Source organism: Palleronia sp. (assembly GCF_042089775.1).
Lineage (GTDB): Bacteria > Pseudomonadota > Alphaproteobacteria > Rhodobacterales > Rhodobacteraceae > Palleronia.
Map to the genome: position 1 here is coordinate 1 of NZ_JBELKF010000051.1, position 23,877 is coordinate 23,877.

At 66.5% G+C, this 23,877-nt stretch carries 23 protein-coding genes and 1 tRNA gene; 13 read left to right on the forward strand and 11 right to left on the reverse strand.

The features are described from left to right. Positions 1-181: molybdopterin dinucleotide binding domain-containing protein (locus ACFDS3_RS12680; RefSeq protein ID WP_375262720.1), on the forward strand; the 181-nt coding region annotated here is incomplete at its 5' end. Positions 182-183: 2 nt separating this feature from the next. Here ACFDS3_RS12680 and ACFDS3_RS12685 read toward each other — a convergent pair. From ACFDS3_RS12685 to ACFDS3_RS12695, 3 genes are read right to left on the reverse strand one after another with little or no spacing between them, the layout of a single operon-like run. After that, complete coding sequence (locus tag ACFDS3_RS12685) at positions 184-897, reverse strand: LrgB family protein (RefSeq protein WP_375262721.1); 714 nt, start codon at positions 895-897, stop codon at positions 184-186. Next, on the reverse strand, positions 890-1,246 hold the full coding sequence (locus ACFDS3_RS12690) for a CidA/LrgA family protein (protein WP_375262722.1): 357 nt from the start codon (positions 1,244-1,246) through the stop codon (positions 890-892). Before ACFDS3_RS12690 ends, ACFDS3_RS12685 begins: the two co-directional genes overlap by 8 nt. Beyond that, positions 1,243-2,709 carry a malonyl-CoA synthase gene (locus tag ACFDS3_RS12695; protein ID WP_375262723.1) on the reverse strand — a complete coding sequence of 489 codons (1,467 nt, stop codon included), beginning with the start codon at positions 2,707-2,709 and terminating at the stop codon, positions 1,243-1,245. The genes ACFDS3_RS12690 and ACFDS3_RS12695 overlap by 4 nt, the downstream gene beginning before the upstream one ends. A 124-nt stretch (positions 2,710-2,833) precedes the next feature. Here ACFDS3_RS12695 and ACFDS3_RS12700 point away from each other — a divergent pair, with 124 nt between their 5' ends. From ACFDS3_RS12700 to ACFDS3_RS12725, 6 genes are all read left to right on the forward strand, one after another. Then, on the forward strand, positions 2,834-3,124 hold the full coding sequence (locus tag ACFDS3_RS12700) for an antifreeze protein (RefSeq protein ID WP_375262724.1): 291 nt from the start codon (positions 2,834-2,836) through the stop codon (positions 3,122-3,124). Positions 3,125-3,175: 51 nt separating this feature from the next. Further along, a complete protein-coding gene (deoC, locus tag ACFDS3_RS12705; protein ID WP_375262725.1) occupies positions 3,176-4,165 on the forward strand; it encodes a deoxyribose-phosphate aldolase in 990 nt (329 codons plus the stop codon). Between the two features lie 7 nt (positions 4,166-4,172). Next, the gene (locus ACFDS3_RS12710; RefSeq protein WP_375262726.1) at positions 4,173-6,500 is read left to right on the forward strand and encodes an aldehyde dehydrogenase family protein; all 2,328 of its coding nucleotides are present in this window, start codon (positions 4,173-4,175) and stop codon (positions 6,498-6,500) included. 128 nt (positions 6,501-6,628) lie between these two features. Then, on the forward strand, positions 6,629-8,266 hold the full coding sequence (locus ACFDS3_RS12715; RefSeq protein ID WP_375262727.1) for an alpha-glucosidase: 1,638 nt from the start codon (positions 6,629-6,631) through the stop codon (positions 8,264-8,266). A 109-nt stretch (positions 8,267-8,375) separates the two neighbouring features. After that, positions 8,376-8,452, forward strand: a tRNA-Asp gene (locus ACFDS3_RS12720). A gap of 83 nt (positions 8,453-8,535) precedes the next feature. Then, on the forward strand, positions 8,536-8,982 hold the full coding sequence (locus tag ACFDS3_RS12725; RefSeq protein ID WP_375262728.1) for a VOC family protein: 447 nt from the start codon (positions 8,536-8,538) through the stop codon (positions 8,980-8,982). A gap of 77 nt (positions 8,983-9,059) precedes the next feature. On the opposite strand, the gene ACFDS3_RS12730 is transcribed toward ACFDS3_RS12725, so the two are convergent. Both ACFDS3_RS12730 and mazG read right to left on the reverse strand, forming a co-directional pair. Continuing rightward, positions 9,060-10,067 (reverse strand): Fe(3+) ABC transporter substrate-binding protein, encoded by a 1,008-nt coding sequence (locus tag ACFDS3_RS12730; protein ID WP_375262729.1) that lies wholly within the window; start codon positions 10,065-10,067, stop codon positions 9,060-9,062. Between the two features lie 54 nt (positions 10,068-10,121). Next, a complete protein-coding gene (gene mazG / locus ACFDS3_RS12735; protein ID WP_375262730.1) occupies positions 10,122-10,952 on the reverse strand; it encodes a nucleoside triphosphate pyrophosphohydrolase in 831 nt (276 codons plus the stop codon). A gap of 100 nt (positions 10,953-11,052) precedes the next feature. On the opposite strand from mazG, the gene ACFDS3_RS12740 reads away from it, so the two are divergent. From ACFDS3_RS12740 to ACFDS3_RS12755, 4 genes are all read left to right on the forward strand, one after another. Continuing rightward, on the forward strand, positions 11,053-11,463 hold the full coding sequence (locus tag ACFDS3_RS12740; protein ID WP_375262731.1) for a DUF1499 domain-containing protein: 411 nt from the start codon (positions 11,053-11,055) through the stop codon (positions 11,461-11,463). Between the two features lie 31 nt (positions 11,464-11,494). Further along, a complete protein-coding gene (prfA, locus tag ACFDS3_RS12745) occupies positions 11,495-12,544 on the forward strand; it encodes a peptide chain release factor 1 (protein WP_375262732.1) in 1,050 nt (349 codons plus the stop codon). Further along, positions 12,541-13,365, forward strand: coding sequence for a peptide chain release factor N(5)-glutamine methyltransferase (gene prmC / locus ACFDS3_RS12750; RefSeq protein ID WP_375262733.1), 825 nt, complete (start codon positions 12,541-12,543; stop codon positions 13,363-13,365). Before prfA ends, prmC begins: the two co-directional genes overlap by 4 nt. Positions 13,366-13,595: 230 nt before the next feature. After that, positions 13,596-14,318, forward strand: a complete 723-nt coding sequence (locus ACFDS3_RS12755) for a DUF4167 domain-containing protein (RefSeq protein WP_375262734.1) — start codon at positions 13,596-13,598, stop codon at positions 14,316-14,318. A gap of 12 nt (positions 14,319-14,330) precedes the next feature. Here ACFDS3_RS12755 and rsmA read toward each other — a convergent pair whose 3' ends face one another. The 6 genes from rsmA to lptF are packed head-to-tail and all read right to left on the reverse strand — an operon-like array spanning position 14,331 to position 21,742. Then, positions 14,331-15,173 (reverse strand): 16S rRNA (adenine(1518)-N(6)/adenine(1519)-N(6))-dimethyltransferase RsmA, encoded by an 843-nt coding sequence (rsmA, locus tag ACFDS3_RS12760; RefSeq protein ID WP_375262735.1) that lies wholly within the window; start codon positions 15,171-15,173, stop codon positions 14,331-14,333. A gap of 33 nt (positions 15,174-15,206) precedes the next feature. Further along, entirely contained in the window at positions 15,207-16,181 is a 975-nt protein-coding gene (gene pdxA / locus ACFDS3_RS12765) for a 4-hydroxythreonine-4-phosphate dehydrogenase PdxA (RefSeq protein WP_375262736.1), read from the reverse strand. After that, positions 16,178-17,389 (reverse strand): peptidylprolyl isomerase, encoded by a 1,212-nt coding sequence (locus tag ACFDS3_RS12770; RefSeq protein WP_375262737.1) that lies wholly within the window; start codon positions 17,387-17,389, stop codon positions 16,178-16,180. The genes pdxA and ACFDS3_RS12770 overlap by 4 nt, the downstream gene beginning before the upstream one ends. A 41-nt stretch (positions 17,390-17,430) precedes the next feature. Further along, the gene (locus ACFDS3_RS12775; RefSeq protein WP_375262738.1) at positions 17,431-19,530 is read right to left on the reverse strand and encodes an LPS-assembly protein LptD; all 2,100 of its coding nucleotides are present in this window, start codon (positions 19,528-19,530) and stop codon (positions 17,431-17,433) included. Further along, entirely contained in the window at positions 19,530-20,627 is a 1,098-nt protein-coding gene (gene lptG, locus ACFDS3_RS12780; protein WP_375262739.1) for an LPS export ABC transporter permease LptG, read from the reverse strand. Before lptG ends, ACFDS3_RS12775 begins: the two co-directional genes overlap by 1 nt. Further along, positions 20,624-21,742, reverse strand: coding sequence for an LPS export ABC transporter permease LptF (lptF, locus tag ACFDS3_RS12785; protein ID WP_375262740.1), 1,119 nt, complete (start codon positions 21,740-21,742; stop codon positions 20,624-20,626). The genes lptG and lptF overlap by 4 nt, the downstream gene beginning before the upstream one ends. Before the next feature lie 124 nt (positions 21,743-21,866). Between lptF and ACFDS3_RS12790 the strand changes: the two genes are divergently transcribed. Together ACFDS3_RS12790 and ACFDS3_RS12795 are read left to right on the forward strand one after the other, a co-directional pair. Further along, the gene (locus ACFDS3_RS12790) at positions 21,867-23,330 is read left to right on the forward strand and encodes a leucyl aminopeptidase (RefSeq protein ID WP_375262741.1); all 1,464 of its coding nucleotides are present in this window, start codon (positions 21,867-21,869) and stop codon (positions 23,328-23,330) included. A gap of 1 nt (position 23,331) precedes the next feature. Next, a complete protein-coding gene (locus tag ACFDS3_RS12795) occupies positions 23,332-23,790 on the forward strand; it encodes a DNA polymerase III subunit chi (RefSeq protein ID WP_375262742.1) in 459 nt (152 codons plus the stop codon). Positions 23,791-23,877 lie beyond the last annotated feature (87 nt).

Sequence of the window (23,877 nt, forward strand, 5' to 3'; positions counted from 1 at the left end):
GACGGCGGTTCTGCGCGTCGACCGCGAGGTCGCGGACGACATGGTCTTCATGCCGTTCTGCTATGTCGAGGCGGCGGCGAACATCCTGACGAACCCGCAGCTCGACCCGTTCGGCAAGATCCCCGAGTTCAAGTTCTGCGCCGCCCGTGTTTTTGCGGCCGAGGCAATCGCGGCCGAATAGGCCTAGAAGAAAAGCGAGATCAGGAACGGAGCGAGCAACGCCGTCAGCATCGCGTTCAGCCCCATTCCGACCCCCGCGAAGGCGCCGGCGGTGGAATGGACGCGAAAGGCGTGCGCCGTGCCGATCCCGTGCGCGGCGATCCCGACGGCGAATCCCCGCGCGCGCCAATCGGTGAAGCCGCAGAAGTTGAGCAGGGGGGTCGCAATGACGGCGCCGATCACCCCGGTCAGGATGACCAGAACCGCCGTGAGCGAGGGCAGGCCGCCGATCTGCTCGGCCACGCCGATGGCGACGGGCGCGGTGGCGGACTTGGGGGCAATGGACAGGAGCGTCTCGCCCCGGACGCCAAGCGCCCACGCCACGCCCACGGCTGAGCCGATAGCCGTCAGGCTGCCGGCGAACAGCGCCGCGATCATCGGCAGGAACGTCCGCTTCAGTCGCGGCAGATTGGCGTAAAGCGGCATCGCGAGCGACACTGTCGCTGGCCCCAGCATGAAGTGGACGAACTGCGCGCCCTCGAAATAGCGCTGATAGGGGATGCCGGTGACGAGCAGCACCGACCCGATCAGGATGACTGAGATCAGCACCGGGTTGGCCAGTGGGTGGCGCGAGCGGCCGGCAATCGCATCCGCCGCTAAATACGCCACGAGGGTCAGGGTCAGCCACAGCAGCGGCTCTTGCGCAAGGTAGGACCAGAGGGCGGCGGCGTCATTCATCGCTCTCGGCCCCTGTCAGCCGCGCAACGCCGCGAAAGGCCAGCGTGGCGGCAAGAATTGCCAGGCCGGTGCTGATCGTCAGGGCGACGACGAGGGCAAGGCCGTTGCGGCCGAACGTGTCGAGATGCGCGATGACGCCAACGCCCGCCGGCACGAACAGCAGCGAAAGGTGGCCAAGGATTGTGTCAGTCGTGGGTTTCAGCATGTCCCGCAGCGCCGGGCGCAAGACGAGCGCACAGAAGAGGCCGGCGAGGCCGATCACAGGCCCCGGCACGGGGACGCCGAGGCCGCGAGAAAGCAGCTCTCCGGCCAGTTGGAACACCAGAAGGATCGCGAGGGCGCGGATCATGAGAAGGCGTCCTTGTAGGTCTCGCGCAGGGCAGCCTTCTGGACCTTGCCCATCGTGTTCCGCGGCAGTTCGGCGACGGTGAACAGGCGCTTGGGGCACTTGTAGTCCGCGAGGTTCTGCCGGGCGGCAGCGCGGACAGTGTCATGGTCAGGCTCTCCGGCCAGCACGGCGACGACCCCTTCGCCGAAATCGGGGTGGGGCACGCCGATCACCGCGCTTTCCACGACGCCGGGGACCCGATCGAGCACATCCTCGACCTCCTTCGGATAGACGTTGTAGCCGCCTGTGATCACGAGGTCCTTGTCACGCCCGACGATGGTCAGGTAGCCGTCCGCGTCGAACTGACCGAGGTCACCGGTGGTGAACCAGCCATCCTTGGAGAGCTCTTCGGCGGTCTTGTCGGGCATCTGCCAGTAGCCCTTGAAGACGTTCGGTCCGCGCACCTCGATCATTCCGATCTTGCCGGGGTCTGCCATCACGCGGATCTCGGTGCCGGGCAGGGGAAGGCCGACCGTGCCCGCGCGGCGCTCGCCCTCGTAGGGGTTCGAGCTGTTCATCCCGGTTTCGGTCATGCCGTAGCGTTCGAGGATGCGGTGGCCGGTGCGGTCCCCGAATCGAGCCTGGGTCTCGGTCAGGAGCGGCGCCGAGCCGGAGATGAAGAGGCGCATGTGCGCCGCCGTCTCGCGGGTGAATCGGTCCTCGGCCAGTAGGCGCGTGTAGTAGGTCGGCACGCCCATCATGGTGGTCGCGCGGGGCAGGTGGCGCAGGACTTCACTGACGTCGAACTTCGGCAGGAAGATCAGCGCGCAGCCCGCCAAGAGCGTCGTGTTGATCGCGACGAAGAGGCCGTGCGCGTGAAAGATCGGCAGGGCGTGAAGCAGCGTGTCGGCCTCGGTGATCCGCCAGACATCAACGAGGGCGCGGGCGTTCGACAGCAGGTTCTCGTGCGTCAGCATGGCACCCTTGGATCGACCAGTCGTGCCGCTGGTGTAGAGAAAGGCCGCGAGGTCATCCGGCGCGCGATCCATCGGGATCAAGTCGTCCGGAGCGTCCTGCATGGCTTCGGCAAAACTGCCCTCACCAGTGGCCGTCAAGGTAAACACGACGGCGTCGCCGGCATCGATGGTCTCTGCCGCGATCGGATCGCAGACGATGAGGCGCGGCGTGGCGTCCGACAAGAAGTAGGCGACCTCGGGTGCAGTGTAGGCGGTGTTCAGTGGCACGAATATGACTCCGCGCGCCATGCAGGCGGCGTAGATTGCGACTGCCTCGACCGACTTTTCCACCCGCAGGATGAGGCGGTCGCCAGGTTTCAGCCCGGCCTGATCTAGAACGTGGGCGGCGCGACCTACCACCGCGATGAATTCAGCATACGAGGCCGTCTTGCCGTCCGGCAGCGTCGCGAACAGCTCGGCTTTGCTGTTGTGCGGGGCGATCAGGGCATCGAAAAGCGGGTTGGGCATGACGGATCCTGTGGCGGTCTCGTCCGCTCACCTAGGCCGCGCAAGCGGGTCCGGACAGGGCGGGCTGCTTCCATTTAGCTGGCGCAGCATTAAATGCTGCAAGTGCAAATACGAGGAGTGCGGCATGAGGCACGAAGGATATCTGACGAATCTGTATGCTACGATGCGGATGTTGACCGAGGCGCAGGCGGTGATTTCCTATCGGATGATGGGGATGGCCGGGATGTGGCCGGTTGCGCGGTCGGAAGTCTGGCGGATGTCGCTGGAGAAGGGGCCAATCTTTGCGGCGGCCTCGCAGGCCGCGTGGGCTGCGGCGATCGCAGGGCAGTCGCCCGACAAGGTGGCGGCCGCCTGGCTTCAGCCGATTTCGGGGCGGACGCGCTCGAACCAGAGACGTTTGTCGCGACGTCGCTAGAGACTGCAGACCGTGGACAGTCGCGGCCCTTTGGCGCAGCTTGGCCCCCGAATGACGAAGGGAGGCGATCCTGTGACAAAGACCGTGGCGGGACATCCGCGAAATCCGGGCACCGCGTTCGACCTGTCGATGGTCGAAGGCGTCCGGGTGAACCGATCCGCGGCCGAGCGGCGGGCGGCCGGCTTCGGCAGCCGGCGGTCGATCAAGAAGACGCACCAGGCGGCGTGGCTCGTGAATGCCATCCGTTTGATCGACCTGACTACGCTCTCGGGCGACGACACCGTCGGCAAGATCAAGCGCCTCTGCGCCAAGGCGCGCACGCCGCTGGCCCGCCGGATCGTCGAAGGGCTGGGGATCGAGGACATGGGCCTCACCGTGGGCGCAGTTTGCGTCTATCCCACGATGGTCCCTCACGCGGTCGAGGCGCTCGATGGATCGGGCATCCCGGTGGCGAGCGTCGCGACAGGTTTTCCGGCAGGGCTGATGCCGCTCGACTTGCGTCTGCGCGAAATCGAGTGGGCCGTCGCCCAGGGCGCCGCCGAGATCGACATTGTCATTACGCGCGAGCTTGCGCTGAAGGGCGACTGGCCGGCCCTCTATGACGAGATCCGGGCGATGCGCGAGGCCTGTGGCGAGGCGCATCTGAAGGCGATCCTCGCGACCGGAGAATTGGGGACGCTGACCAATGTCCACGCCGCCAGCATGGTGGCGATGCAGGCCGGGGCGGACTTCATCAAGACCTCCACCGGCAAGGAAGGCGTGAATGCGACGCTTCCGGTTTCGCTGACGATGGTGCGTGCGCTGCGCGACTATGGCGAGGCGACGGGCTACAAGATCGGCTTCAAGCCTGCCGGCGGGATCAAGGCCGCGAAGGAGGCGCTCGCTTGGCAGGTGCTGATGAAGGAGGAACTGGGCCGCGACTGGCTGGAACCCGACCTCTTCCGCTTTGGCGCGTCGTCGATGCTGGGCGATATCGAGCGGCAGCTCGAACACCATGTCACCGGGCGCTACGCCGCCTCGCACCGCCACGCGATGTCGTGAGGGACAGATGAGCATTCAGGATATCTTGCGCACCATGGATTACGGCACCGCCCCCGAGGACGCCTCCATCGTCACCGCCTGGCTGGACAAGCACCAGAACGGGCTGGGTCACTTCATCGGCGGCGCCTTCACCGACCCGGGCGAGACCTTCGAGGTCGCCAACCCCGCCACGGGCAAGGTCATTGCCCATGTCACCCAAGGCACCGAGGCCGACGTGGACGCCGCCGTCGCCGCCGCCCGCCAGGCGCAAGCTGGCTGGGCGGCGCTGTCGGGGCATGAACGCGCACGCTACCTCTACGCCATTGCCCGCCATGTGCAGCAGCACGCGCGATTCCTTTCGGTGCTCGAGACCATCGACAATGGCAAGCCCATCCGCGAGTCCCGCGACATCGACGTGCCTCTGGTCGCCCGCCACTTCTACCACCACGCCGGGTGGGCCGAGCTGGCCGACGACGAGCTTGCCGGCGCGGAACCCTATGGGGTCTGCGGGCAGGTGATCCCGTGGAACTTCCCCCTTCTGATGCTGGCGTGGAAAATCGCTCCGGCGCTCGCGGCGGGCAACACTGTGGTCCTGAAGCCCGCGGAATACACGCCGCTGACCGCGCTCGCCTTCGCCGAGATCTGCGCCGAGGTGGGTCTGCCCGCCGGCGTGGTGAACATCGTGACCGGTGATGGTGCCACGGGCGCGGCGCTGGTGGGGCACAAGGGGGTGGACAAGGTGGCGTTCACTGGCTCGACCGAGGTGGGCCGCCGCATCCGTGAAGAGACGGCCGGCACGGGCAAAGGCCTGACGTTGGAGCTTGGGGGCAAGTCGCCTTTCGTGGTGATGCAGAACGCCGATCTCGATGCCGCGGTCGAAGGGGTCGTGGACGCGATCTGGTTCAACCAGGGGCAGGTCTGCTGCGCCGGCGCGCGGGTGCTGGTGGCCGAGGCGGTCGAGGATCGGCTGGTCGCGAAGCTGCGCACGCGGATGGAGACTCTGCGCGTCGGCGATCCGCTGGACAAGAACACCGACATGGGCGCCATCGTCCATCCCATCCAGTTGGAGCGCATCCGGCGCCTGATGGAGGAAGGCGCGGCCGAGGGCGTGACGGTCACCCAAGGCGACGCGCCCGAAGGCTGCTTCTATCCGCCGACGCTGGTGACGGGTGTCTCCCCCGCGAGCGTCCTGTCGACCGAAGAGATCTTTGGCCCCGTGGTCACCGTGACACCCTTCCGCACGCCAGATGACGCTGTCGAACTGGCGAACAACACCGCCTATGGACTGGCGGCCTCGATCTGGTCCGAGAACGTGAACACCTGCCTGGACCTTGCCGGGCAGATCAAGGCGGGCGTCGTCTGGATCAACTGCACAAACGTCTTCGATGCGGGCGCGGGGTTTGGTGGCTACCGTGAGAGCGGCTTCGGCCGGGAAGGCGGGCGCGAGGGGATGATGGCCTACCGCCGCCATCCGGCGCGTCGGGGCGAAGCGATCGAACCTGCGGAGCCACACGCGATGCCGGGGCATTCCACCGGAGCCGCCATCGACCGTACGGCGAAGCTCTATATCGGCGGCAAGCAGGCGCGCCCCGACAGCGGCTATGTCTATCAGGTGCCGGGGGGCCTCGCAGGTCTTGGCAACCGTAAGGATATCCGCAACGCGGTCGAGGCGGCGTCGAAAGCGGCCGGCTGGGGTGCGCAGACCGGGCACAACCGAGCGCAGGTGCTCTATTACCTGGGCGAGAACCTCTCGGCGCGGGCGGCGGAGTTCGCCGAGCGGCTGGTGGATTTCGGCGCGTCCAGCACGGATGCAGAGGCCGAGATCGACTGCGCGATCCGTAGATGCTTCTGGTATGCCGCTCAGGCCGACAAGTTCGACGGGGCGGTCCACGCCACCAAGTCGGCGCATGTCACCCTGGCGATGCACGAGCCGCTGGGCGTGATGGGGATCGTGTGTCCGGACGTGGCGCCTTTGGCCGGGCTGATCTCGCTGGTGTTGCCTGCCATCGCCATGGGCAACCGGGTGGTGGTGGTGCCGTCGCAAAGCGCACCGCTGGCGGCCACGGACTTCTACCAGGTGCTCGAAACCAGTGACGTGCCCGGCGGCGTGGTCAACATCGTCACCGGGCCGCGCGATACTCTGGCCGAGACGCTGGCCGAGCATGATGGCATCGACGGGGTCTGGTATGTGGGCGGCGCGGGCGCGATGGTCGAAAAGGCCAGCGCCGGGAACCTCAAGCAGACATGGGTCGAGGCCGATCGCGCGCGCGACTGGACCGGCCCTGAGGGGCAGGGCAAGGGCTTCCTCCACCGGGCGACGCAGGTCAAGAACATCTGGGTGCCTTACGGCGCCTGAATCCCTTCCGCGGGCGCTCGCTCTCTGGGCTGCCCGCGGCAAATGACGCTTTGCGCCCATGAGATGCCTCGCCGGGGTTGACGGAAAGGCGTTCCGGCTCATCGTCCTGCCAAAATTCGGAGGACAGCATGACGGACGCGCCATGGTGGCAAAGGGCGGTGGGATATCAGATCTGGCCGCGGAGCTTTCAGGATTCGAACGGGGACGGGATCGGCGACTTGCCGGGCATTATCTCGCGCCTCGACCATCTCTCCGATTTGGGGGTGGGGTTTGTGTGGCTGTCGCCGGCCTATGCCTCGCCGCAGGCGGATATGGGCTACGACATCTCGGACTACCGCGACATCGCCCCGGAATACGGCACGCTGGACGACATGGACCGCTTGATCGCCGAGGCGGGCAAGCGGGATATCGGGATCGTCATGGACCTGGTCGTGAACCACTCGTCCGACAAGCACCACTGGTTCGAGGCCGCGCGCAACGATCGCAACGCGCCCGAGCGGGACTACTACATCTGGGCCGATCCCGGCCCCGATGGCGAGCCGCCCTCGTCCCTGCGCGCCTGCTTCGGCGGACCTGCGTGGAACTGGTGCGAGCGGGCGCAGCAATACTACCTGGGCTATTTCTCGCCGTTCCAGCCGGACCTCAACTGGCGCAACCCGGCGCTGCGCCGCGAGATCTGGGACATGATGAACTGGTGGTTCGACCGGGGCATCGCGGGGTTCCGGATGGACGTGATCTCGCTGATCGGGAAGGACGTCGAGAACGAGGTGTTCGAGGAAGGCCCGTTCCTGCATGACTACCTGCAGGAGATGCACCGCGAGACACTGCGCGGCCGCGACGTGGTGACGATCGGCGAAAGCTGGTCTGTCAGCCGCGAGACGGCGCCGCTGTACTGTGCGAAGGACCGGGACGAGCTGTCGATGGTCTTCCAGTTCAATCATATCAAGAGCCAGTGGCACGACGTCCACGGCAAGTGGAAGCCCAAGCCCTTCGATCTGGTGGCGTTCAAGGAAGAACTCTTCGGATGGCAGACGGCGCTGGCGGACGAGGGGTGGAACTCGCTCTTCCTGTCAAACCACGACCTGCCGCGGCAGGTGTCCAAATATGGCGACGCCGGAGAGTACCGTCAGCGGTCGGCCAAGGCGCTGGCGACGGTGACGCACCTGATGAAGGGCACGCCGTTCATCTACCAGGGCGAAGAGATCGGGATGACGAATATCCAGCTGGAGCGACTGGACCAGTTCCGCGATCTCGAAGCCATCGGTCTCTGGCATGAAGAGCACGAGCGCGGCGTCGATTGGGAGACGTTCCTGGCCGGTGTCAACGAGAACGGGCGGGACAACACGCGGACGCCCGTCCAGTGGGACGCCAGCGACAGTGCGGGCTTCACCACCGGCCATCCGTGGATCGAGGTGAACGCGAACTACCGCGAGGTGAACGTCGCAGCCGAGCGTGATCGCGCGGACGGGATCCTCGCGCATTACAGAGACTTGGTGAAGCTGCGGCGCGAGCGGGACATCGTCGCCTTTGGCCGGTTTGAATCCGTAGCCGACAATCACCCCCAGGTCGTGGCCTACCTGCGCACGCTCGGGGACGAACGCTTGGCGGTCGTCGTGAACATGACCGGCGAGGAAGTCACCTTTGATCCGCCCCAGCGCCTGCGCATCGTGGGCGAGGGGCTTCTGGCGACGGTCGAGCCGCGCGAGGCGATCGACGGGCCGCTGACCCTTGCCCCTTGGGAAAGCTTTGCCATCCACGCGCGCTGACGTCGCGGCGGGAGCAAAAAAGAGCCCGGGAGCGGTCTTTGTCGCTTGACGCTTCCGGGGGTGCTCAATAGAACGCCCCTCACGTTCGGGACACCCGATCGGGCATTGGGCGGTTGTAGCTCAGTTGGTTAGAGTACCGGCCTGTCACGCCGGGGGTCGCGGGTTCGAGCCCCGTCAACCGCGCCACTCCTTCGAAAAGCTCCGCGGCGGTGGCCGTTGGGGCTTTCGTCGTTCTGGTGCCCTGCTATCGTTCCGAAAAGGGGTCGGCTATGGCACTTCCACGGGAACGCGTGACTTTGATTACCCTCGGCGTCCGGGACATGGACCGGGCGCAGGCGTTCTATAGCAATTGGGGCTGGAGGGCGCATCCGGGCTCGCCGCCGGGCCTCGTGCTCTTCCAGATGAACGGGATGGCGCTGGCGCTCTTCGACCGCGAGTCGCTGGCAGAGGACCAGAACGTTGCGGTCGAGAAGCTGGGGACCGGGGCGGTGACCCTGGCGCAGAACTGCGCCGACGGGGCCGAGGTGGACGCCGTGTTTTCCGCAGCGCTCGACGCGGGGGCGACACTACTGAAGGCGCCTGAGGCGGTGTTCTGGGGCGGGTATTCCGGCTATTTCGCCGATCCGGACGGGCATGTTTGGGAGATTGCGCACAACCCGTCCTGGCCGTTGGGCGAGGACGGATCGCTGGTCCTGCCGAACGCCCCGGCAGAGTGACAGGACTTTGAAGCCGCGATCGTGATCCGACCGCGGCTCCTGTTGTGGCGACCCCGACAGCGGTCGCCGATCTCGGATCAGCCGTCGAAGTTCACTTCCTCGACGAGGCGAAGCGCATCCGCGCGATGTTCTGCGATGTCGTCGAGCGCCGTGGTGTCAGGCTCGATTTCGCCCCAGCTCGCCACGAGGTCCGAGGGCGGCACGTCGGGATCGGCGGGATACTCGTTGACCACGTCGGCATAGAGCTTCTGTGCCTCGGGGGACGCGAGGTACTCCATGAAAGCCAGCGCATCGTCGGGATGGGGCGCGTTCGCCGTCATCGCCACGCCCGAAATGTTCACGTGGGTGCCCGAGCCGTCCTCGAAGGTCGGGAATTCGACGCGGACGGAATTGGCCCATTCCTCCTGCTCGGGATCGGCCAGCATGGCGCCCATGTAGTAGGTGTTGCCTAGGGCGATGTCGCACTCGCCGGCCCAGATGGCCCGGACCTGCGCACGATCGTTGCCCTGCGGCGCACGAGCAAGGTTCAATTTCACGCCTTCGAGCCACTCTTTCGCGGCCTCTTCGCCGTTATGCTCGATCAGCGCCGAGACGAGGCCTAGCGTATAGACATGAGTGCCCGAACGGGTGCAGATGCGGCCCTCCCACTTGGGGTCCGCGAGGTCCTCGTAGGTGGTGATTTCGCCTTCGGGCACGCGATCCTTCGAGGCATAGACGATGCGGCCGCGGGTGGTGACGCCGAACCAATGGCCCTCTTCGTCGCGCAGCGAAGCGGGGATATGCTCTTCCAGCACGTCGCTTTCAACGGCTTGCGTCACGCCTGCTTCCTTGGCGCCGGCAAGGCGCGAAATGTCTGTCGTCAGGATGATGTCGGCGGGCGAACGCTCACCCTCGGCCTGCAGGCGCTCGACGAGGCCCTGGTTCAGGAAGGCGACATTCGTCTCGATCCCGGTCTTTTCGGTAAAGCCGTTCAGCAGCGGCTCGATGAGCTCGGGCTGGCGGTACGAGTAGATGTTGACTTCGGCCATCGCGGGCAGGGCAGTCGCGCTGGCAAGGGCAACGATCAGGGTGGTGCGCATCGTCATTCTTCCTCCGGGGTATGTCACTCGCGGTGAATAAATCCGATAAAAACGCTCAGGTCAATCGCCGGAGGTGTTTCCCTCGGCCACCTTTGCTGCATCCCACAGCGCGTCCATTTCGGTCAGGGTCGACTGACCGGGCGTCCTGCCACCCTTGGCGAGAGAGGCCTCTATGTACCGGAAACGCCGCAGAAATTTCTCATTGGTCCCGCGCAATGCGGTTTCGGCGTCGACGTCGAGGTGCCGCGCAAGGTTCGTCACCGCGAAGAGCAGGTCGCCCACTTCCTCGGCGATCTTCTCCTGCGGCAGGGTGTCGCGCGCCTCGGCCAGCTCGCGCGCCTCTTCGGCGATCTTGTCGATGACCTCGCCCGTTGTCGGCCAATCAAAGCCGACGCGGGCGGCTCGTTTCTGCAGCTTTTCCGCCCGCATCAGCGCCGGCAGACCGACCGCCACACCGTCGAGCGCCCCGGTCTCGCCTCGCCGGGCCCGCTCGCGCGCCTTCTCGACCTCCCAATCCGCGGTCTGCTGGTCGGCCGACTTGTCGCGGGACTGGTCGCCGAAGATATGCGGGTGGCGCGCGATCATCTTGTCGGTGATCGCCCGGATCACGTCCTGCAGGTCGAATGCGCCCGCCTCTTCAGCCATTCGGGCGTGGAACACCGACTGGAACAACAGGTCGCCCAACTCGCCCTTCAGGTCGTCCATGTCACCGCGGCGGATCGCGTCGTCGACCTCGTAGGCTTCTTCGATCGTGTAGGGAGAGATGGTCGCAAAGTTCTGCTCGATATCCCATGGGCAGCCGGTCTCGGGGTCGCGCAGGCGGGCCATCACGGCGCGCAGGCGCTCCATCCCTTCAGACACGTTGTAGATCGGGTCGGCGGTGTTAGTCATTGCAGGGCCTCCTTTGCACCCGTCTTGGCGCCCCGCACCGCGGCTGTCCATTGCGCGATCCGCCCAGGGGCTCCAGGAAGGGACGGAAAAGGAACCTGGCATGCTGAAGATCATCTTCACCACCGTCGCCGTGGCCGCTCTTGGCCTCGGCATCTGGGTGCGCAGCATTGCGCCCCCTGCACGTTATCACGACAGGTTCGCGGTGCCCGAGGCGGACACGCAGACCGAAGGCGGCTTCATCGCCGTGCGCCGGACGGATGAGAAGGGTTTCGCGCGCCTGGTCGAGACCATTGCCGCGACGCCGCGTTCGGGAAGGTTGGCAGGCCAGGTCGAGGATGGGCACGTCTCGTTCGTGACGCGCACCCGGATCATGGGTTTCCCAGACGTGACGAACGTCCTGCGGACCGAGAAGGGGGTCGCCATCCGCGGTCATCTTGTCGTGGGCAAGGGCGACATGGGCGTGAATCGGCGCCGGATCGAGCGGTGGCTGCGAGACGCCGGCCTCTCTTGACCGGCAGGCGCCTTCGCGCGAATGAGCGAGGATGGTTCCAAAGGACAGATTGCAGCAGATCGTGGCGCGGTTCGAGTATCTCGAGGCGGCCATGTCGGAAGGCGGCGGCGACATCGCTGCGCGCGGGCGCGAGTATGCCGAACTGCGTCCGGTCGTCGAGACCGCACGCGTCTGGGACGCGACCCGAACCGAGATCGCCGAGACCGAAGCCATGCTCGCCGACACCGAGATGCGCGCCTTGGCCGAAGAGGAATTGCCGCGTCTTCGCAAACGCTTGGCCGAGGCCGAGGAATCGCTGCGCGTGGCGCTGCTGCCCAAGGACGCAGCCGACGCGCGGCCGGCGATCCTGGAGATCCGGCCCGGAACGGGCGGAGAAGAGGCCGCGCTCTTCGCCGCCGACCTGATGCGGATGTACCAGCGCTTTGCCGAGGCGCAGGGCTGGCGCTTTGACGTGATCGAGCGGGCCGAGACGGAGCTGGGCGGCCTGAAGGAGCTGGTGGCGAACGTCGCCGGCGACGGCGTGTTCGCGCGGCTGAAGTTCGAATCGGGTGTGCACCGGGTACAGCGTGTTCCGGCGACTGAGTCGGGCGGGCGCATCCACACCTCTGCCGCGACGGTGGCGGTTCTTCCCGAGGCGCAGGACGTCGACGTCCAGATCGACCCAAACGACCTTCGCATCGACACGATGCGGTCCAGCGGCGCGGGCGGGCAGCATGTGAACACGACGGATTCGGCCGTCCGGATTACCCACATCCCCACCGGGATCGTCGTGACATCGAGCGAAAAGTCCCAGCACCGCAACCGCGAGATCGCCATGCAAGTGCTGCGCTCGCGCCTTTTCGACATGGAGCGCCAACGCGCCGCGACCGAGCGGGCGGATGCGCGAAAATCCCAGGTCGGCACGGGCGACCGCTCCGAGCGTATCCGGACCTACAACTTTCCGCAGGGGCGCCTGACCGACCACCGGATCAACCTGACGCTCTACAAGCTCGACCAGGTAATGCAGGGGGATTTGGGCGAAGTGATCGACGCGCTCGTGTCCGAGGACCAGGCCGCCCGGCTCGCGCAGTTCGAGGCATGAGCCCCGATGAGGCCCTGCGCACGGCCCGCGTGCGGCTGAGCCATTGCCCCGACCCGATGCGCGATGCGCGTCGCCTGCTGGCCCATGCGGCAGGACTCGAGCCGGGGGCGCTGCACCGGCTGCAAGATGAGGTGCCCGCCGACACAGCCGCGACCTTTGAGGCCTTTCTCGAACGCCGGGCAGGGGGCGAGCCACTGGCGCGGGTGCTGGGCTACCGCGACTTCTGGCGGCACCAGTTTCGCATTACGCCGGACGTGCTCGACCCGCGTGCCGATACCGAGGCGCTGGTGGCGCGCGCGCTCGAGGTGCCCTGGCAGAGTGTGCTCGACCTCGGGACGGGATCTGGCTGCATTCTGCTCAGCCTGCTGGCCGACCGGCCCGCGGCGAGGGGCGTCGGCACGGATGTCTCTGAAGCGGCGCTTGGGGTGGCGCGCGGTAATGCACATGCGCTTGGCGTGTCGGATCGTGCCGATTTCATCCGTTCGGACTGGTGGCAAAGTGTGTCCGGGCGCTTTGACCTGATCGTGTCGAATCCGCCGTATATCGCCGCGGACGAGATGGACGGCCTGTCGCCAGAGGTGCGGGACCATGATCCGCACCTGGCGCTGAGCCCGGGGTGCGACGGCCTCGCCCCCTACCGGATCATTGCCGCCGGCGCGAGCGCGGCGCTCAGGCCCGGCGGGCACCTGATGGTCGAGATCGGGTGGAAGCAGGGACCCGCCGTTGCAGAGTTGTTTTCGGCTGCGGGGCTTGCGGATATGGACCTGCATCCCGATCTGGAGGGGAGGGATCGCGTCGTTTCGGCACGGCGCGGTTCCTGACGTCCGCAATTATCGAAGTTCTGCACGGAAAAAGGATCGAAAAGTTGCGGAATCGGGTTGCCAAGACCCTCCACACGTGGTCTTGCTGCCGATGCAGGGTGTGAAACGCGCAAGCAGCGTTCGCCTCTGACACTGCCGGAACATGCCCGCCATAGCCGCCGCACAAGACTCGGCCGGATCAGGCAAGGGCTGCCATTTGCCAAGAAAACACAGGCCGGACCAACTCCGACATGCGATCTTCCAACAAACGCTCGCGGTCTAAAAGCAACCGCAACCGTCCCTCTGGCGGCAACATCGTCAACCGGGTGTTCGACAGCTCGGGTCCAGAGGGCAAGGTGCGCGGTACGCCGCAGCAGATCATCGACAAGTACAATCAGCTGACGCGTGACGCGCAGCTCTCGGGGGACCGTGTGGCCGCCGAGAACTTCGCCCAGCATGCCGAGCATTACACCCGGATGCTGGCCGAAGCGCAGCGGGAGATGAACGAGCGCCAAAGCCAGCATGATCAGCAGAACCAGAACCGCCAGCAGAACAACAGTCAGCAGGGCGGCAATCAGAACGACCAGCAGCAGGGGGGCAACCAACAGCCTGACCAGCAGCAGGGTCGGGACGGTTCTCAGGATCGCGATCAGCAGCAGGATCGTGGCAACTCGCGCGAGAACGATCAGCAGCAACGGCCGGCCGAAACGCCCGAGGCGAAACCCGAGGCGCAGCCAGAACAGGCCGCTGCCGAGGGCGAGGCTGCGAAGCCTGCGCCGAAGCGCCGCCGCCCGCGCAAGAAGGACGACGACGTGATCGAAGCGCCTGCAAAGGACGAATCGACACTCGTCGAGACGCCGGAGTCCAAGCCCAAGCGGACCCGGACGCGCAAGCCCAAGCCCACCGAGGGCAATACCGACGAGAGCGGCTCGGGCGAGACGGGCGGCAACGGCGAAACGCAGGCGGTCGAGTAACCCGCCTGCGCCTCAGGCCTGGGCGACTTCCCGGGCGAGGGCGCAGAACTTGTCAAGCGACAGCTCTTCCGCTCGTTGAGTTGGCTTGATTCCCGCGGCGACGATTCGATCCTCGATGTCCGGGGTCAGCCCCTTCAGCGAGGCGCGTAGCATCTTCCGGCGCTGGTTGAACGCCCGTGCCGTGAGGCGAAAGAGCGTCTTTGCATCCGCGGGATAGCGCGGCTCGGGCAGGGCGGTCAGATGCACGACGGCCGAATGCACCTTGGGCGGTGGCGTGAAGGCCTCGGGCGGCAGTTCCATGACGATCCGCGCGTCCGTGCGCCACTGCGCCAGCACTGCGAGGCGCCCGTAGGCCTTGCTTCCCGGTGCGGCGATGATGCGCTGCGCGACCTCCTTCTGAAACATCAGCGTGAGGCTAGACCAGACCGGAGGCCAGTGGCCCGGGTCGAGCCAGCGGGTCAGAAGCTCCGTCCCCACATTGTAGGGCAGGTTCGCGACGATCCGGATCGGCGGGGTCAGATGCGCCAGCGGATCCACCTCGAGCGCATCGGCATTCAGGATTTCCAGCTGGCCCGGATAGGTCCGGGCAATCTCTTGGAGTGCAGGGATGCAGCGGCTGTCCTTTTCGACGGCCAGCACACGGCGCGCGCCCTCGGCCAACAGCCCGCGGGTCAGGCCGCCGGGGCCGGGGCCGATCTCCAGCACGTCCGAGGATGACAGGTCACCGGCCCGTCGCGCGATCTTGGCCGTCAGGTTCAGATCCAGGAGGAAGTTCTGCCCCAGCGACTTGCGGGCCGAGAGCTCGTAACGCGCGATCACGTCGCGCAGGGGGGGCAGGTCGTCGATGGCGCTCATTCGGCGCTCCTCGTGTCGGCGGTGGTGATGGCGTCAGGCTGCGCGGGTATCGGCCATTCTGCGGGCAAGGCGCAGGGCACTGAGGGTCGACGTCGGGTCGGCCGCGCCGGTTCCGGCAATGTCGAAGGCGGTTCCGTGATCGGGCGACGTACGGATGAACGGCAGGCCGAGCGTGACGTTGACGCCCCCGGCGAAGTCGATGGTCTTGATGGGGATAAGCGCCTGGTCGTGGTACATCGCCACCGCTACATCGTAGAGACGGCGAGCATCGGCGTGGAACATGGTGTCGGCCGACGACGGGCCACGCAGGGTCAGCCCCTCGGCCCGCAGGCGCTCGATCAGGGGGAAGATCCAGTCGACTTCCTCGCGCCCCATCGCTCCCTGCTCCCCTGCGTGGGGATTCAGGCCGGCGACGGCGATGCGGGGCGCTTCGATGCCGAAGAGGGTGCGCAGGCTGTCATGGGTAATCCGGATCGTCCGCTCCAGCGAGGCGGCTGTGAGGACCCGCGGCACCTCGGAGATCGGGATGTGGATGGTCGCCGGCACCACGCGAAGGGCATCACAGGCCAGCATCATCACCACGTGATCGACGCCGGCAAGTGCGGCGAGATATTCGGTGTGGCCCGGATAGGCGAAGTTGGCGCCGTCGATCAGCGCCTTCTTGTTGATTGGCAGGGTGCAGACCGCCGCCGCTGCACCGGAGCGTGCGAAGTCGACGGCGCGGGCAATGATTTCGACCACGTGCGGGGCGTGAGCGGGATCGGGCCGGCCGGGCTGTGCGGGCGGCCCCATGTCCACGGGCAGGACCGGGAGCCCACGTGCAGAGGCCTCGATCGCCTCGGTCGGGGCGCCGATCTCGACGATGGGCGTGCCAGCCGGCAGGTGGCGGGGATCGCCCATGTAGAAGAACGGAAGGGCCGCGCCAAGCGCGGACCATGCCTTGGCGGCAACCTCTGGGCCCACGCCCGCCGGCTCACCGCAGGTCAGGGCTATGGGCGCATCACTCATTCGTAGCGAATGCTGGCGTTGGCGCGCAGCTCGGCAAGGTAGGTGTTGGCCCGCTCGGACGCGCGCTGGTTGATCAGCGCGTTGCGCACGCGGCCAAGATCGGGCTCATCCGCGTCGGCGGGACGATAGGAGCGATTGCAGAGCATCAGCACCACCAGCGTCTCGCTATCCGCGCGGGTCAAGCCGGTCGAGATCTCGCCCGGGTCAAGCTTGGCGAGCTCCAGCGCGACGTCCTGCGGGATCTGCGCGACCGGGAGCGTGTCACGCTGTACCTGCCCTACGGTTTCGAGCCCTTCGCAGGTGTCAACGCTCGCTGCGATCTGGGCGGCACGCGCGAGCGTCGCCTGCGTCCGCCCGCCGGGCAGGTAGAGCGCGGCGTATTCCAGCGTGGTCGGGCCGCTGCGGGCGGCAATCTCGCCGATCTGGCGTAGCTGGAAGAACGCGAGCGCGTTCGGCAGCGGGATGGGCTGCGTCACCTCGCCGGGCGACAGGGACAGGATCAGCTGACCGATCTGGGGCGGCAACTCGCTGATCTCGAGCCAGTCGATCGCGCCGCCGCGCTCGCGCGAGGGCGTGGCCGAATATTCGCGCGCGGCAGCCGCGAAGGCGTCGAAGCTGTTGATGGAGCTGATCCGCGGAGCAAGCGCCTGTGCCTGCTGCGCCCGCTGGGGCGTGTTGGCCGGCAAGATGATCTCGTTCACGAGGACGCGCAGCCCGGGCTCGGGCGGGGCCGAGGTGGCACGGGCGACGTCCTGCTCCGAGACCTGGATCTGGCTTGGCCCGAACTGCTGGGCCACGACCTTGCGCCACGCAATGCCGGCGCGGACGAAATCGGCGAAGGTCGCAGGATCGACGCCCGCGCCTTGCAGCTCGGCGATAAAGGCTTCACGGCTCAGATCGGCCCGGCCGGCGAATTCTTCCTGCCCTTCGATCAGTTCGGGCTCGGTTACAGTGAGGCTGCGGCGGGCGGCCTCTCTCAGTTGCAGGCGCTCGTCCACGAGGTCGCTCAGCGCGGCTTCGCGGCTGGCATCGGGCGCGCGGAACACTTCGAGCATCCGCTGGCGCTGCGTCACCTCGAATTCGCTGATGATGTTCTCGTTGACATAGGCCGCAGGCGAAAACGGAGATTGCGCGGCCACGGGGGACGCCATGGCGATCCCGACAGTCAGGGCAAGGGCCGCGGCAAGGCGGATGGGCGCGACGGTCATGGGTAATCTCTTTCGGGTCATGCGTTTGGCGCCGGGATATATCATCCCCGGCATTGGGTGCGATAGCTTTCATCCACCCGGTCCGATCCGAAGCCGAGCAACTCCACGGCGAAGGTGATCGAACTGGCGGGCTCCTTGTCTTCGTCGTTGCGATAGTATCTGCGGCTGGCGTCGAGGCCGATCAGGATGCATTCCGTCTGATAGCCGATGCCGAAGGTGGCGCTGTCTATGCCGTCGGTGTCTATGTCATAGCGACCGCCGACGCTGAGGTTCCAGTGGCGGCCGACGCGGGTGTTCCCGGCGACGCTGAACTCGTGGGTGCCCTCCGGCCGGTTCTCGAGAGGTTCGGCATCAAGATAAAGATACGTGCCCGACAGCCCATAGCGATCCGCGTTATAATCCGCGAGCGCCTCGACCTTGGTCGCGTCGAACCCCTTGTCGATCAGCGCGCGCGCGCCAAGCCCGAAGGGGCCCCAGTCCAGGGTGGCCGAAGTAAGCCAGTCCGACGTTGTCCCGTCGAGCCCGCTGCCGGCAAAGAAGTCCTCGTCGGCCTCGGTCCGGAACACGCGGCCGATGGCAAGACCCAGCTCGGCGTCCTCGAAGCGGCCCGTGTACCCGAGCCCGGCATTGGCCCGGAGACCCTGTTCGATCCGGTCGTCGCCGGGAAAACGAGACAGCGAAAACAGGTTGCCCTCGTCGAAGTCGACAAGGGTGCTGTCCTCATTGGGCACGGCATGGTCGGATTCCGACCACGCGACGCCGATGACGGGCTCGAGCAGGTGATAGCTGCCATCCGTCCCGGTCTTCTGCAGCGGCAAGCGAAGTTCGGTTGAGACGGCCGCGGAGGATCGGGCGACGTCGTCGAAGGCGCTGTCGTCCTCGACCTTGTAGACGCCTGCGGTGACGCGCGCACGGTTCGACAGGACGAGGCCCGACGCGAATGTGCGGCGGGTGTTGTATTCGGCGAAGGTGCCGATCTCGGCCACGTCGCGGCCAAGCGCGCCCTCGTCGCTGTCACGCTGAATCGCGGTGGCGTCGAGGCCGAAGCTCAGCTGCCCCGGACCGACATTCATGCGCCGCTCGGCATAGGCATCGGCCACGACAGAGGGTAGCTGATCGGCGATGGCGACTTCCTCGGACCGGAGGGGCGTGTAGTTGACCACCTCGGCCCGGAGCATCCCCTGACGGCTCGCCGTGGAGAGCTTTGCCCGATCCCGGAAGACGGATATTGCCTCGTAGGCATAGTCATCGAGGTAATCGTTGTCCGAGGCGCTCTGGATCTCGATCTCGAGCAGAAGGTCCTGCGGGAGCGTGAATGCGGCTTCGCCAAAGAGGTAGTGGCGCCGCTCGTCGGGGATGATGTCGTCGTCCGAGAATGCCCCCGCGATATTCACTGATCCGAAGGTGAAGTTATGCCGGTACCGCGCCTCCAACGTGCGCGTGCCCGTGGCGACGTAGGGCGCAAGGGTGAGGTCGGCATAGGGGCCGAGGACGATGAAATAGGGAAAGCGCGCGCCAAAGCCCAGATCGCTGTTGAAGACGAGGCGCGGGGAAAGAAGTCCGGTGGAGCGTTCGTTATCCGCCGCTGGCAGGCGCAGGCGGGGGATGTAAGCGACAGGCACACCCATCAGGCGAAACTGCGCGCGGTAGAAATAGAGCTGCTCTTCGACCTCGTCATAGATGACGCGGCGGGCGCGGATCTCCCATAGGGGGCGGCTGCCGTCGCTGCAGACGTCGCAGGACGACGCGACCGTGTTCGACAGCTGCGTGAAGCGGTCGTCGACGCGGGCGATCTCGGTCGCGGCAAGCTGGAGCTGGCGGTCCAGGACCAGCCGGGCGGAGGTCAGGATCCCCTCGCGCAATTCGTCCTCAAGCTCGGCACTATCAGCGAGCAGGATCGTGCCGTCCTCATCGGTCAGCGTCAGCGGCCCTTCGATCGACAGTGCGTTCTCGGATTGGTCGTAGGTGATCCGCGTGGCCGAGAGAAGCGACCCTTCGTAAGACACCTGCACGTCGCCCTCGGCCACGAGGACGTCCTCCTGTTCGAGGAAGACCGCATCAGCCACCAGCGCGGCAGTCCCCTGCGCCGTTGCCAGGGCGGGACATGTCGCGATCACCAGGGCGCCGAGCCAGGCCCGCATCAGCCGTCCTCCCAGTGCAGTATCAGCCCGAGCGGCAGGCAAAGCGACGCCACGGGCGGTCCCCAAGCGGCCAGTATCGGAGAGATCTGGCCGTTCTCACCCAGGATTTGCGCGAAATCGCGCAGGAAGAAAAGCCCGAACCCCGTGGCGAGCGCGGCAAGCACCATCGAGCCGGTTCGTCCGAACCGCGTGTGGCGCATGGTGAAGCCGGCGCCGACGAGCATCATTGCCGTCAGCATCAGCGGGCTGGCGAGTTCGGAGTGGAAATAGACCAGGTGGCGCTGCGGCGAGAAGCCCGCCGCCTTCATGTCGGCGATGAAGCCCGGCAGTTCCCAGATCGGGATCTCGTCGGGGTCCTCGAAGCTGTCGGCGATGTAGTCGGCGGACAGTCCTGACGGCACGTGCCATTCGTCAAAACGCCGGGCCTGTGCCTCGGGGTTGGGCAGGGTAAAATCCCAACGCTTTACGTCGTGGAGCGTCCATTCACCATCGGCCAACGTGGCGGTCGCGGCCGTTATGCGTGCGCGTGCGGTACCGGAAGCATCGAAGCGGTAGAAGGTTGCCTGCCGAAGCTCGGTCCCGCCGCGACCTAACCCCTCGGCTGCTATCATTGTGCGCCCGTTCACGCCGTCGGACTGGCGCAGCCAGACACCCTCGCCCCCGACCGAGAGCGTGGGGGCGGGAATACCCTGAAGACGGTCGGACAAGCGCTCATAGCGGGCCGATGCTGCGGCGACGATGGGGTTGTAGCCGGCGACGGCTCCGACGCCGATCAGCAGCATCACCGAGACGGGTCCATAAAGCGCCTTGATCGCCGACCGACCCGAGGCGCGGCTGACCACCAGTTCGGACGTCCGCGCCAACTTCAGGAAGAGGGTCAGCGTAGCGATGATCGTGATGAGCGGCAGGATCGTGTAGAGCGTCTGTGGCACCGACAAGAGCGTCAGCCCGACCAAAGCTGCGAAGGGCACGCCGTCGCCCGCGAACCGTCGGACCTGGTCGACGAGGTCGATCAGCAGAAGAACCCCAAGGAAGATCCCGAGCACCATGAGGAAGGTCGAGGCAAAGCGGCGCGCGAAATAGGTATGCAGGATCATGCCGCGGCCCTTCGGGGTCTGCGCCCGATGCGACCCCAGCCGGCGACCCCGAGGCAGGCCAGCGCGAGAATGGCGAACACGGCCGAAGGCAGAAGGATCGCCCAGGCCGGAGCAGACTCGTTCAGTGCGGCGTCGAGCGTGACGCGGTAGGTCAGTTCGTAGAGGACAAGTGCGACGATCGCGCCGGTGATCTGCCGCCACGCGGAAAAGCGCGAGAAGCCGCCCAGCATCATCGCCGCAAACCCTAGGATGGGGGCGACGAAGCTCTGCAGGCCTTGGGCTGTGCGCTCGGCCATCTCCAAGGCGATCTCGCGCGGCGTCTCGTGGGTCGCGACGGCCGTGCCCTCGATATCGGCAAGAATGTCGGCCGTCGGCACGCTGGTCAGCCGGACGCGCCCGCCACCGCCCCTGCCGGAATCGAAGCGGACCGTGTATTCGTCGAAGAACGTCGTCGCAAGGCGGCCCGTCGCGTGCACGAGCGTTTGCGAGAGGCCGTTGAACAGGACGAGGAACGTCTCGCCGTCGCGGCTGGCGAGGATGGCGCGCTCGGCATTATATGTCGTCTGCCGCTCTGCATCGCGCCGGTCGCTGAGAAACACCTGTCGCAACGTCCCTTCATCGGTGATCTCATCTATGAAGATCGTGACACCGTCCGTGGGATGGATGAACTGGCCCTCGCTCAGAAGCCCCGCTGTGACGTCCTCGGCAATCTGGTCGTCCCGCGCCTCGAGCCGCCCTTCCGCCATCGGCGCAAGAACGTGAGTGAGGACCAGCGTGATCACCGCGCAGATGGCGCCGAAGATGACGACCGCACGCGCGCCCCGAAGCGGAGACAGACCGGTGGCCTGGGCGACGACCAGCTCGCTTTCATTCCGCATCCGATTGATGACCCACACGGCGGCCGCGAAAGCCGCGATCGGCAGGACCAGACGGACGACGTTCGGCAGCGCCAGAACCGAGAACTCCAGGAATACGCCCGCCGAATGCCCGTCCGCGATCAGGCGGTCGAACAGGCGGACAGCGCGGTTCACCCAGTAGACCGCGACGAGCACGAGACTGAAGAAGCCGAACAGGCTCAGGAACTGCGACAGCAGGTATCTGTCGTATTTCGGCAAGCTCGGTCCTTCGCGGTGTTCCAGGTGCCGAGCCTAGCGCACGCGGCGGCGGCCGAAAACAGACTTCTGGCCAATGGGCGCCGCGCCTCCTAACAAGAGGCGGACACTCGAACGGAGACCGACCATGACCGCACCCGCACCGATCCGCGTATTCGAACCCGACGCCGACGCGCTCGCCACCGTGGAAGGCACCGTCGCCGTCCTCGTTGGACCCGATGGCGAGATGGGGATGCTGGCCAAGCGCGCGAACAAGCTGACACGTGGCGCAGTCGAGCGTGCAACCGGCGCCGAATCCTGGAAGAAGGCGGACGAGGGCGAGGTCGTCGCGCTGTCCTGGCCCACTGGGATGGGAGCCGACCGGCTGCTGGTGGTCAAGCTCGACCGCAAGTCCGACGCCGATCTGGCGCGCAAGACCGGCGTTGCAATCGCTCGTTCGGCGGGATCCGGCAACCTGACCCTGTGCCTCGGTCGCTTGAAGCACGCCCGCGAGGCGATGCTGGGCGCACTGCTGCGCCGCTATGACTACACCGACCAGAAGTCGAAGGCTGACGGCGAAAAGGCCGGCGAGATCACCGCGATGGTTGCCAAGCCCGACGAGGTGGAGACGAGCGACCTCGCCGCGCTGGCCGAAGGCGTGTTCTTCTGCCGTGACCTCGTGAATGCGCCGGCCAACGTGCTGACGACCACCACCTATGCCGAACGCCTGCAGGCCCTGTCCGAGCACGGGCTCGAGGTCGAGGTGCTGGAAGAGGACCGCCTGCGCGAACTCGGCATGGGAGCGCTTCTTGCCGTGGGGCAGGGCTCCGAGAGCCCGTCGAAGGTCGTCGTGATGAAGTGGATGGGCGGCGGAGACGAGGCCCCGTTGGCACTGGTTGGCAAGGGCGTCGTGTTCGACACCGGGGGCATCAGCCTCAAGCCCGGCGCGGGCATGGAGGACATGACCATGGACATGGGCGGCTCGGCCGTCGTGGCAGGCGTGATGAAGACGCTGGCGATGCGGAACGCGAAGGCCAACGTGGTGGGCCTTGTGGGCCTCGTCGAGAACATGCCCTCGGGCCGGGCCTATCGCCCCGGTGACGTGGTGACGTCCATGAAGGGCGACACGATCGAGGTCATCAACACCGACGCTGAAGGGCGCCTCGTTCTGGCCGACGTGATGTGGTACGCGCAGGAGACGTTCCAGCCGTCGGGCATGATCGACCTCGCGACGCTGACTGGCGCGGTCATCATCGGCCTCGGACACCACAACGCGGGCCTTCTGTCGAACGACGACGGGTTCGTGGACGACATACTGAAGGCCGCCGGGACCGAGGGCGAGGGCGCGTGGCGCCTGCCGCTCGGCAAGGATTACGCCGACCAGCTGAAGAGCCGGATCGCGGACGTCAAGAACGTGGGCGGCCGTCCCGCGGGCACGATCACCGCGGCCGAGTTCCTGCATCGCTTCGTCAAGGAGGGCACCCGCTGGTGCCACATCGATATCGCGGGGGTCGCTTCGACCTCGTTCGACTCGCCCTATGCGCCCAAAGGCGCGTCGGGCTGGGGCGTCCGCGCTCTGGACCGGTTCATCCGGGACACCTGCGAGGGCTGAGGTGGGCGCGGCCTACTTCTACCACCTGACACGCCGACCGCTCGAGGAGGTGTTGCCCCAGCTTCTCGAGCGGTCGTTGAAGCAGGGCTGGCGCGTCCTCGTCCGCGGGCGCAACGCGCGCCGGATCGAAGCGCTCGACCTGCACCTGTGGACCTATTCCGACGACAGCTTCCTGCCTCACGGCCTCGCGGGCGGCGAGCAGGACGCCGCGCAGCCCATCCTGCTGACCGCCGAGAATATGGGCGCCGACGGTCGTCCCTGCCTTATGAGCGTAGAGGGCGCCGACGTGACGGCCGAAGAGGTCGCGGCCGCCGAGCGCGTCTGCGTGATCTTCGACGGCAGCGATCTGGCCGCGCTGGATCGTGCGCGAACCCAGTGGCGCACGCTTACGCGGGCGGGCGCGCAGGCGCAGTACTGGTCCGAGGAAAACGGCCAATGGGAGAAAAAGGCCGAAAGCTAGCGCGTCAGGGTCAGCGTCTCGTCCTCAATCGAGATGCGACCGAAGCGGCTGAGATAGCTCATGCCCAGAAGCGAGCCGTTCATCTCG

Bases quoted from the DNA above. Each gene is read 5' to 3' on its own strand.
- ACFDS3_RS12770 (WP_375262737.1), bottom strand. From the start codon at position 17,389: ATGACCGTCGCGCCCATCCGCCTTGCCGCGGCCCTTGCCCTGACTGTC.
- ACFDS3_RS12755 (WP_375262734.1), top strand. From the start codon at position 13,596: ATGCGATCTTCCAACAAACGCTCGCGGTCTAAAAGCAACCGCAACCGT.
- rsmA (WP_375262735.1), bottom strand. From the start codon at position 15,173: ATGAGCGCCATCGACGACCTGCCCCCCCTGCGCGACGTGATCGCGCGT.
- prmC (WP_375262733.1), top strand. From the start codon at position 12,541: ATGAGCCCCGATGAGGCCCTGCGCACGGCCCGCGTGCGGCTGAGCCAT.
- prfA (WP_375262732.1), top strand. From the start codon at position 11,495: ATGGTTCCAAAGGACAGATTGCAGCAGATCGTGGCGCGGTTCGAGTAT.
- ACFDS3_RS12790 (WP_375262741.1), top strand. From the start codon at position 21,867: ATGACCGCACCCGCACCGATCCGCGTATTCGAACCCGACGCCGACGCG.
- ACFDS3_RS12700 (WP_375262724.1), top strand. From the start codon at position 2,834: ATGAGGCACGAAGGATATCTGACGAATCTGTATGCTACGATGCGGATG.
- pdxA (WP_375262736.1), bottom strand. From the start codon at position 16,181: ATGAGTGATGCGCCCATAGCCCTGACCTGCGGTGAGCCGGCGGGCGTG.
- ACFDS3_RS12695 (WP_375262723.1), bottom strand. From the start codon at position 2,709: ATGCCCAACCCGCTTTTCGATGCCCTGATCGCCCCGCACAACAGCAAA.
- ACFDS3_RS12690 (WP_375262722.1), bottom strand. From the start codon at position 1,246: ATGATCCGCGCCCTCGCGATCCTTCTGGTGTTCCAACTGGCCGGAGAG.
- ACFDS3_RS12685 (WP_375262721.1), bottom strand. From the start codon at position 897: ATGAATGACGCCGCCGCCCTCTGGTCCTACCTTGCGCAAGAGCCGCTG.
- mazG (WP_375262730.1), bottom strand. From the start codon at position 10,952: ATGACTAACACCGCCGACCCGATCTACAACGTGTCTGAAGGGATGGAG.
- ACFDS3_RS12730 (WP_375262729.1), bottom strand. From the start codon at position 10,067: ATGACGATGCGCACCACCCTGATCGTTGCCCTTGCCAGCGCGACTGCC.
- ACFDS3_RS12710 (WP_375262726.1), top strand. From the start codon at position 4,173: ATGAGCATTCAGGATATCTTGCGCACCATGGATTACGGCACCGCCCCC.
- ACFDS3_RS12715 (WP_375262727.1), top strand. From the start codon at position 6,629: ATGACGGACGCGCCATGGTGGCAAAGGGCGGTGGGATATCAGATCTGG.
- ACFDS3_RS12740 (WP_375262731.1), top strand. From the start codon at position 11,053: ATGCTGAAGATCATCTTCACCACCGTCGCCGTGGCCGCTCTTGGCCTC.
- ACFDS3_RS12775 (WP_375262738.1), bottom strand. From the start codon at position 19,530: ATGCGGGCCTGGCTCGGCGCCCTGGTGATCGCGACATGTCCCGCCCTG.
- deoC (WP_375262725.1), top strand. From the start codon at position 3,176: ATGACGAAGGGAGGCGATCCTGTGACAAAGACCGTGGCGGGACATCCG.
- lptG (WP_375262739.1), bottom strand. From the start codon at position 20,627: ATGATCCTGCATACCTATTTCGCGCGCCGCTTTGCCTCGACCTTCCTC.
- ACFDS3_RS12725 (WP_375262728.1), top strand. From the start codon at position 8,536: ATGGCACTTCCACGGGAACGCGTGACTTTGATTACCCTCGGCGTCCGG.